The sequence below is a fragment of the Bradyrhizobium sp. 17 genome (genome assembly GCF_023073515.1).
Taxonomy (GTDB): Bacteria; Pseudomonadota; Alphaproteobacteria; order Rhizobiales; family Xanthobacteraceae; genus Bradyrhizobium; species Bradyrhizobium canariense_D.
On the sequence record NZ_JADPJQ010000109.1, the window covers coordinates 104,755 to 106,270 of the forward strand.

General features: G+C 58.6%; 2 protein-coding genes. One reads left to right on the forward strand and one right to left on the reverse strand.

Translation table 11 applies throughout. The features are described 5' to 3' along the window. The first annotated feature begins 375 nt into the window (after positions 1–375). Positions 376–642, forward strand: a complete 267-nt coding sequence (locus tag IVB13_RS22580; protein WP_247378191.1) for a hypothetical protein — start codon at positions 376–378, stop codon at positions 640–642. Between the two features lie 43 nt (positions 643–685). On the opposite strand, the gene IVB13_RS22585 is transcribed toward IVB13_RS22580, so the two are convergent. Beyond that, a complete protein-coding gene (locus IVB13_RS22585) occupies positions 686–949 on the reverse strand; it encodes a hypothetical protein (RefSeq protein WP_247490638.1) in 264 nt (87 codons plus the stop codon). Positions 950–1,516: the final 567 nt, after the last annotated feature.

Sequence of the window (1,516 nt, forward strand, 5' to 3'; positions counted from 1 at the left end):
TCGATCCGAAACCGAAGTACAGGTGCCTCGAAACGCACACCGCTGGTGCGATGTCTGCAAATGGCCCATGCGTCGGTTGGCGCAGTGCAGCGGCAGGCCTGGAGCCGCGAGTAGAGCCGAAGTCATCGCCTCCGGGTGCAGATCGGCCGTTCAGGTCCGCTGTTAGTGCACTCGGGCGGGCTCCCTTACCGACGCAGGGCGGCGTGGGCTGGCGATGCTGATCTTCCAGCAGCGCGGAAGCGAGCGCGCGCAAGCTCTGCTGGTCATAGCTCGCGCTCCATCGCTGGATGCTTGCCGGGCCTTGCCCTAACTGCTGATCCCCACGGCGCACTGCGAGCGAGGTCTCGCTCGGGCCGAGGCGACAGGAAGCTCTACATGTCCCCCAAAGGGTACGTCGATGATCTCAAGGCGACCGTGCGTTATGCGCTAGAGACAACTCGTGCAATTGCGGTCTGTCCCTTCCACTCTGATGTAACCATCCGCGTGGGTGATGATGCGGCCGAAAGCCATTCCTTCGAACGCGCCAAGAGGATCGTTAAAAGCGACGGTACGAATTGGGATACAAAGGCGCTCAACGAAGAGATTGGTCGGCAACTCAGCGAAGCGGCAGATGGTGAATGCCCCCGCTGCGCGTTGCATTGATGCGACGAAACGGTGCAGCGCGCTCAGGCTTGCGCACGCGATGCTAGTGCGGCTCGGGATTGTCGGCTATCTCGCGCGCCGCCAGATTTAACTCCAGCACTCTGAGGTGTTCGATCAACTGCTCTACGATCTCATGGCAGTCAGATTGCGTCAGTGAATGCACGCCCCGTAGCGTCAGTTGGTTCTGGAGGATTGTCGCCATCATGGCTTTAACGCTCATGGGGACCTCGACTAAAAACTGGATCGTCATAAAATCAATCTGAAGTAGAAGCTGACCATGGACGACACGCAACGGCAATGGCTTCACTTTGGGCTCCGTACAATTACGGGCGACGCTCGCGCTATGGTGCGCTGCGTAGCACGCTGTTCGACATTGAAACGCCTCGGTCCGAATTCGAGTCGCTCGAAACAGTTCGTTAGCTTTCGTGTGGCTAGCTGAGAGCGTGCCGATTACCGCTGATTACGGCACACGGAATGGGAATGTCGGCCCCGGCTGTTTCTCCCAACCTGCGGCTGGGGCCGTTTTGAACTTTCGCTGTATCGTTCAACCCGGTCCACAACCATGTTTAGAGGCATTGCAATCGCGCTATTTGGGCTGACCATTCTTTCGCAGGTCGATCAGGCGCTCTGTTACGGCCGAAATACTGACGCTGCGTTCAGGCTTGTGCGGGAGATTAGCCGCAGTTTTGGGCTGTAGGACGGCCGCGCTGCGCTCATTCGGGCGGCGCATACGAGGCCTCTCGACGGCAACTTCTTCAACAGTATCCCCACGTTCGGTAAGCGCTGTTCAGCGGCCACCTACCCGATGACGGTGTGATCTGCGAGTCTGCGGTTCGGTTTGGACCGTTAGGCTTAGAATGGACACAGTGCATAC